Origin of the sequence: Bartonella sp. AC70YNML, assembly GCF_042196545.1 — a bacterium.
In the GTDB taxonomy this organism is placed as follows: Bacteria; Pseudomonadota; Alphaproteobacteria; order Rhizobiales; family Rhizobiaceae; genus Bartonella.
In genome coordinates, this window is sequence record NZ_JBHIQK010000015.1 from 21,022 (window position 1) to 27,338 (window position 6,317).

The following is a 6,317-nucleotide window of genomic DNA, read 5'->3' on the forward strand; positions in this document are numbered from 1 at the left end:
CCTTTGTAATATTAGATAAAAGGATAAAATCACGATGATAAAATATATGAAATGGATGACTTCTGTTTTACTGGTTGCAATTAGTTTTGCAACGATTTTGTGGACGCATACGAGTATTGCAAATACGAGTACCCAGACAAATATAACAATTGATCATGTTTCAGGCACGACTTCTGTTCCCACTTCTCCGCAAAAGGTTGTTGTGTTTGATCTTGCCTCGCTAGATAATATGAATCGCCTTGGTATCCAAGCAGTTATCGGCGTTCCTGAAGGAAAAAAACCTTCCTATCTGCAACAATTTAATGATGAAAAATATGAAAGAATCGGGACCGTTTTTGAACCAGATTATGAAAAAATTGCCACTCTTCAACCCAATTTGATTATTATTTCCTCCAGAACCCAAGCAAAATATAAAGACTTATCCAAAATAGCTCCAACAATTGATCTAACAGTAGAAAATGAAAATTCTCTTGAAGATATTAAACGAAATGTGTCTATCCTTGGAAAAATTTTTGGCAAAACACAAGAAGCAGAAAAGGAAATTGCAAAACTCAATGAAGCTTTTGCTGAAGTCCATAAAAATACCCAAGGAAAAGGCACCGGGCTCATACTCATGACCTCTGGTGGAAAAATCAGTGCTTTCGGACCAAAATCACGTTTCGATATTTTTCACTCCGCTTTTGGAATTGCCCCTGCAACCGATAAACTTACCGTGCAAAAACATGGACAACTCATTTCTCCTGAATTCATTCTTGAAACCAATCCTGATTGGTTGTTAGTGATTGATCGCGATGCAGCCATTGGGCGGGAAGGACAATCCGCAGCACAATTGCTCAACAATGAGCTTGTTCACCGCACAACAGCAAGCAAACAAAACCAAATTATTTATTTGGACTCTTGGAGCTGGTATCGTGCAAATGGTGGTTTAACGGCACTCATTGAAACCGCACAGCAGATCAATGAAGCCTTTACAAAGAGCAAATAAGCACACGAAAGAGCTTGCTTGCTATATAAATAAAATTTAAAAGCAGAGGTTGTTTATAAAATAACCTTTGTTTTTTTATTAAATTTTGTTAGAAAATGATTTAACGTGAAGAATTACTGGATAACCATAACACTTCTAATTTTCCTGTCTATCCTCAGCATTTTTGTTGGTTATTCTGATGTCTCACCTTCTAACCTTTTCGCAGCCGATCCCCATGCGTGGCTTATTTTTTGGCAAACGCGTCTTCCTCGTACCATTGCAATCATTTTAGTAGGCGCAGCACTTGCACTTTCAGGTATGATTATGCAACTATTAACACGCAATCGCTTTGTCGAGCCATCAACCGTCGGAACCGTTGAATCTGCTTCCCTTGGCATTCTTTTTATTATGATTTTTTTGCCCGATGTTCCTGTTTTAGGAAAAATGGTCGTTGCGACAATCTTTGCCATGGCAGGCACTTTACTTTTTATGTTTTTATTGCAACGCATTCCTCTAAAATCTGCTCTCATTGTCCCCCTTACAGGGATTATGCTAAGTTATATTATTGGCTCTTTAACCAATGCCATTGCAGATTATGAAATGTTACTTCCTTCTCTTCAAGCTTACTTATTTGGCAGTTTTGCGATGGTTCTTGAAGGAAAATATGAGCTTTTATGGTTATCCCTTCCCCTTTGTATTCTGGCCTATTGTACGGCTGATCGCTTTACGGTTGCAAGTTTGGGAGAAAATTTAACCAATAACCTTGGATTGAATTATCGTGTTGTCATGTTTTTTGGCCTTTTTATTGTCGCCTCAATTACCGCTGTTGTCGTCTGTACCATTGGCCGTATTCCTTTTGTTGGGTTGATTATTCCAAATATTGTTTCAAGTTTCATGGGAGATAATATGCGCTATACCGCTCCTTGGGTAGCAATCAGCGGCGCAGGATTGGTCTTGATTTGTGATCTTTTAGGACGAATCATTCAACCTTCTTTTGAAATTCCCATCAGTACCATGATGGGCGTGATCGGTAGTTTTATTTTTATAATACTCCTTTTACGCTGGAGAAAGCATCTTGGATAGAAAAAAAACAACAATATGTGTATTAACGACGCTTATCATCATGGCATGTACTGTCATTAGTCTTTACATGGCGTGGAATATCAATGTTTATACATGGACATTTCGCCTTACAAAACTTATCTCTCTGCTCCTTATTGCCTATGCAATAAGCGTTTCTACGGTTTTGTTTCAAACAATTGTTAACAATCGTCTTCTTACCCCTTCACTTATGGGATTTGATCAGCTTTATATTTTAATAAAGACTATCCTGCTGTATTTTGTAGGCTCTCTTTCTTTGCCCTTTTTGAATGAAGAAGGGCAGCTCATTCTCGAAGCCCTCATTCTCATTATCTTTTCAACAAGTCTTTTTCGCTGGCTCTTTTCAGGAAGCTTAAAAGGGCTTCACTTGACGCTTTTAATTGGTGTTGTTTTAGGCGGCTTTTTTTTCAGTTTACGCATGTTTATGCAATTGCAATTAAATCCAGACCAAATGATGAATTTAACGGACATCATGTTTGCAAATTTTAATAAATTCAATACGTCATTAATAAGCTTTGCCACAATCATTGTCTTCATTGTAAGTTTGATTGGATGGCGTTCACGTCATCTTCTTGATATTTTGGCTTTGGGACGTGAAAATGCTCTCAATCTTGGCGTTAATTACCACAAAAGTGCGACAGCTGTCCTTATTTTTGTTTCCATTCTTGTATCCATTTCCACCGCATTGGTAGGCCCCGTCACTTTTTTTGGACTGTTAGTTGCCAATCTTTCCTATGAACTTTCTCCTCAAACAAAACACAGTGTTGTTGTCCCTATTGCAATATTATTAGCGATTATTTGTTTGGTGGGGGGACAATTTATTTTAGAGCAAATTTTTCATATGGCAGGGCGTTTAAGTTTTATCATTGAGTTTTGTGGAGGTATCGTCTTCTTAATGTTATTGATGAAGGGAAAATTAAAATGATTGAGATCAATCATCTTTCCAAGGCGTACGGAGCACGATTGATTATCGATAATTTATGCCTTCATCTTCCAAAAGGGGGGATTATTTCTCTCATTGGGCCCAATGGTTCGGGAAAATCAACTCTTTTAATGCTGATAAGACGTCTTTTACCGCACCATCAAGGGACAATTAACATTGACGGCTTTGATATTGATAAAATTCCTCACGATATTTTGGCTCAAAAACTCTCAATTTTACGTCAAGATAATCCTTTATCCTTCCGTTTAACCGTGTATGATTTAGTAAGTTTTGGGCGCTATCCTTATTCAAAAGGCTGGTATACACATGAAGATAAACAATTTATCGACAGTGCACTACGCTATCTCGGCTTACAAGATTTACAAGACCGTTTTTTAGATGAACTTTCTGGCGGTCAGCGTCAACGCGCTTTTATAGCAATGGTTATCTGCCAAGACACTGATTATCTTCTCTTAGATGAGCCATTAAACAATCTGGATATGAAACATGCCGTTTCTATGATGAAGCAATTACGCCGCACAGCTGATGAACTGAAAAAAACCATTCTTATTGTTATGCACGATATTAATTTTGCCTCATCTTACTCAGATATGATTGTTGCACTGAAAAATGGAAAAGCAGCCTATTGTGGGACTCCAAAAGAAATCATGCAACCAAAAATTCTTAAAGACATTTATGATGTCGATATTCAAATCAAAACAATTAATGACATCCCTATCGCTCTTTATTATCGATAATCATAAAGATTTTTTGCGCCTGCATGCACTATAGAATCTGCTAGGGATAGTAAAATTGGCTTATTGGGGAATAGTTTAATGGTAGAACAGCTGACTTTGACTTCGTCAATCTTGGTTCGAATCCAAGTTCCCTAGCCCGTATTTAATGATTGTAGCTTATCATCGGGTTTTGTATAATTTGAAAGTAGATTTTGCATCAATTTATTTTTTTCAAAGGATCATCAAAAACCTTTCAAAGGTTATTTAAAACCCCTTTAATGCATATTTTCTCTTCCTCTAAAAATTGCAATTTGAGATGATAAACTCTTGAGCCGGAGCGGATTCTTTGAACCACATGTATAAGATGTGCCAACCCCTTTTATCTTAAATTGGCTAAAGATTTTTCGGAGCTGAGGCACATAATTGAGAGAGAAGAAACTTTCCCTTTAATTGCACAAGCAAAGCAAACATCGTCTGGTAATCCTCTCGCAAATAAATCCTTTCCATAGTAATACACGTATATCTGTCTCTGTTTATGGGAAAGCCTTATCTAATAGCTATAAACCTATCTAAAGAGAGAATTCAAAAAAGAAAGCCGAGCCAAATGACATGACGCGGCTTCCAGATATTGATTATAAGATTCAAATGAATCATCCACAATGGAGTAATGAATGCATATATACAAAACGTATCATATTGCAAGGGCTCTATTTAGAAATATGAAAACTTATCAAAAGAAAATGCATCTTAAATGAATGTCTTCTCAATAAGGCTTTCATAAGTATCTTTTCATTTTGCACTCAAATGTAACTTCTTTGCAAATTAACCAGCTCAAATTTGAGTTGGCAAAATCAATCAATTCAATTTTGGAAGCATTATCTTTGGAATAGCCATCTTTAAACATTATAGCTTTTGACACAAAATTGAGTAAAATCCCATGCCTTAGATGTTACAATGGTTTTGAATTTTTCTGCCTCATCTTTTTTTCAATAGGTGCCCCCAAATTTTGAGAGAGCTCATTTGGTTTTGTATTTTTAAACTGTAACTTTTAAAACGTTTTTTCTCGCTTGCTTGCGTTATATCATTGAAATGCTTTCGGTTTGATAAGACATAACATTGTGATGATAGTATCTATATAATGCCTGCCTATCATTTACTAAATTTTTAGCAAGCGTTTTTAAAAACGTATCATAAAATTTATGACACGTTATGAATAATAACCGCTTTTCATTTCATTTGAATGCACCCATGCGTTATAGTATTTGCATCATGATTTGCTTTTTATAATCTATACATCCATGGCAATCCTATATAAAAAATGATCAATTCAAACATGCATAAAAGTATGGATTCTTAAGTGGATTCATATAAAATAATTGCACTTAATATATTTATTTTATTAGTTTTTGTACAATGCCTTTTTAACTTCATAAAGATATCAATTTCCTTGTAAAGAATATTCCTCCCATTCCAATAAAAGGCTCAATATAAGTGCGATGAGGGATAGCTTTTATGATTTTACAAGTACTGATCACTGGCCATGCAATAACGCCGACTGATCTCCAAACCAATTAGACCACCTGTGGAAACAGGCAGGCTGTGGGGCTGAATATAAATGGAACAGCACCGAACGAATAAGCCACGCGCCGCAAGTAAGCCTCTTAGCGTGCATAGCTTATAGGTTTTGGAAACAGATAATTATTATAATTGAGGTACTATAATTTAGGCGATTAAAGATCGGATCTCAAGCTTTTTAATCCAGTGTACAAACACGAATAATGTGTCCGTCCGGATCTTTGATTAGGAAGGTACGTCCAAATACATCAGTATACGGTTCCTTCAAAACATTTATCTCAACAGTGGTTTGCTCTTGCCATTCCACATATAGCTTTATCTACGTCCTCTCCTGTTGGCAACATAATGCCGATTTCTGAAAAACGAGGCATATTCTCCTCAGGCGTATCGCCCCTTGACCAGAGAGCAAAGAGTGCATCCCCCGAAGAAGCAAATACAACATAGCGTGGCGAGGTAAACACAGGTTCTTTCTTGAAGATGAATTTGTAAAAAGCTGTAGAATACTCTATGTTTGAGACATATACCAACTGTAGGTTTGGGGTAACAGGATAAGTGGAAATATTACTCATTAATTCTTCATGATTTAGTAGCAACTGCCTGACAGGCTATACCTATATAGAGGATATTTCAACAAGAGTTTGTGATGCTTCCATTCGCGATGTGCTCTATTTATATGTTTTTACTCACTTATTGCTATATGCTAAAATATCGAGGCCGCCACTACTGGGATTGTAATGATATCCTATCGCTCTTTATTATTGATAATCTAAAGATTTTTTGCACTTGCCTACACTGTAGAATCTGCTAGAGATGGTGAGATTGGCTTATTGGGGAATAGTTTAATGGTAGAACAGCGGACTCTGACTCCGTCAATCTTGGTTCGAATCCAAGTTCCCCAGCCGGTGTAGCTGTTTGTAGCTTGCCAGTTGTAGCTTGCCAGTAGGTTTTGTATATTTTGCCACTAGGTTTTGTACCAATTCATTTTTTTTCAAAGAGTTTTAAAGGTGTTCTCAAAGGG

The 6,317-nt window shown here is 36.6% G+C and carries 5 protein-coding genes, 2 tRNA genes and 2 pseudogenes; 6 read left to right on the forward strand and 3 right to left on the reverse strand.

Annotated features, from left to right (window positions below):
* Positions 1 to 34: 34 nt before the first annotated feature.
* The 5 genes from ACFIMU_RS08030 to ACFIMU_RS08050 all read left to right on the forward strand — a co-directional run bounded on the left by ACFIMU_RS08030 (position 35) and on the right by ACFIMU_RS08050 (position 3,880).
* On the forward strand, positions 35 to 985 hold the full coding sequence (locus ACFIMU_RS08030) for a siderophore ABC transporter substrate-binding protein (protein WP_375696037.1): 951 nt from the start codon (positions 35 to 37) through the stop codon (positions 983 to 985).
* A 105-nt stretch (positions 986 to 1,090) separates the two neighbouring features.
* Complete coding sequence (locus tag ACFIMU_RS08035) at positions 1,091 to 2,047, forward strand: ABC transporter permease (RefSeq protein WP_375696036.1); 957 nt, start codon at positions 1,091 to 1,093, stop codon at positions 2,045 to 2,047.
* Positions 2,040 to 2,990 carry an iron chelate uptake ABC transporter family permease subunit gene (locus ACFIMU_RS08040; protein WP_375607825.1) on the forward strand — a complete coding sequence of 317 codons (951 nt, stop codon included), beginning with the start codon at positions 2,040 to 2,042 and terminating at the stop codon, positions 2,988 to 2,990. The genes ACFIMU_RS08035 and ACFIMU_RS08040 overlap by 8 nt, the downstream gene beginning before the upstream one ends.
* A complete protein-coding gene (locus ACFIMU_RS08045) occupies positions 2,987 to 3,745 on the forward strand; it encodes an ABC transporter ATP-binding protein (protein WP_375607406.1) in 759 nt (252 codons plus the stop codon). The genes ACFIMU_RS08040 and ACFIMU_RS08045 overlap by 4 nt, the downstream gene beginning before the upstream one ends.
* A gap of 64 nt (positions 3,746 to 3,809) precedes the next feature.
* Positions 3,810 to 3,880, forward strand: a tRNA-Gln gene (locus tag ACFIMU_RS08050).
* Positions 3,881 to 4,021: 141 nt separating this feature from the next.
* On the opposite strand, the pseudogene ACFIMU_RS08055 reads toward ACFIMU_RS08050, so the two are convergent.
* The 3 genes and pseudogenes from ACFIMU_RS08055 to ACFIMU_RS08060 form a co-directional block, all read right to left on the reverse strand.
* Positions 4,022 to 4,232: pseudogene (locus tag ACFIMU_RS08055) on the reverse strand (DNA adenine methylase); the annotation flags it as partial.
* A gap of 922 nt (positions 4,233 to 5,154) precedes the next feature.
* Positions 5,155 to 5,244 (reverse strand): annotated as a pseudogene (locus ACFIMU_RS08825) (DNA adenine methylase); the annotation flags it as partial.
* Between the two features lie 333 nt (positions 5,245 to 5,577).
* A complete protein-coding gene (locus tag ACFIMU_RS08060; RefSeq protein WP_375696996.1) occupies positions 5,578 to 5,868 on the reverse strand; it encodes a hypothetical protein in 291 nt (96 codons plus the stop codon).
* Positions 5,869 to 6,127: 259 nt separating this feature from the next.
* Here ACFIMU_RS08060 and ACFIMU_RS08065 point away from each other — a divergent pair.
* Positions 6,128 to 6,198: transfer RNA gene (locus ACFIMU_RS08065), tRNA-Gln, on the forward strand.
* The last annotated feature ends 119 nt before the right edge of the window (positions 6,199 to 6,317 follow it).

Coding starts and splice junctions, on each gene's coding strand:
- ACFIMU_RS08030 (WP_375696037.1), top strand. CDS start 35: ATGATAAAATATATGAAATGGATGACTTCTGTTTTACTGGTTGCAATT.
- ACFIMU_RS08045 (WP_375607406.1), top strand. CDS start 2,987: ATGATTGAGATCAATCATCTTTCCAAGGCGTACGGAGCACGATTGATT.
- ACFIMU_RS08060 (WP_375696996.1), bottom strand. CDS start 5,868: ATGAGTAATATTTCCACTTATCCTGTTACCCCAAACCTACAGTTGGTA.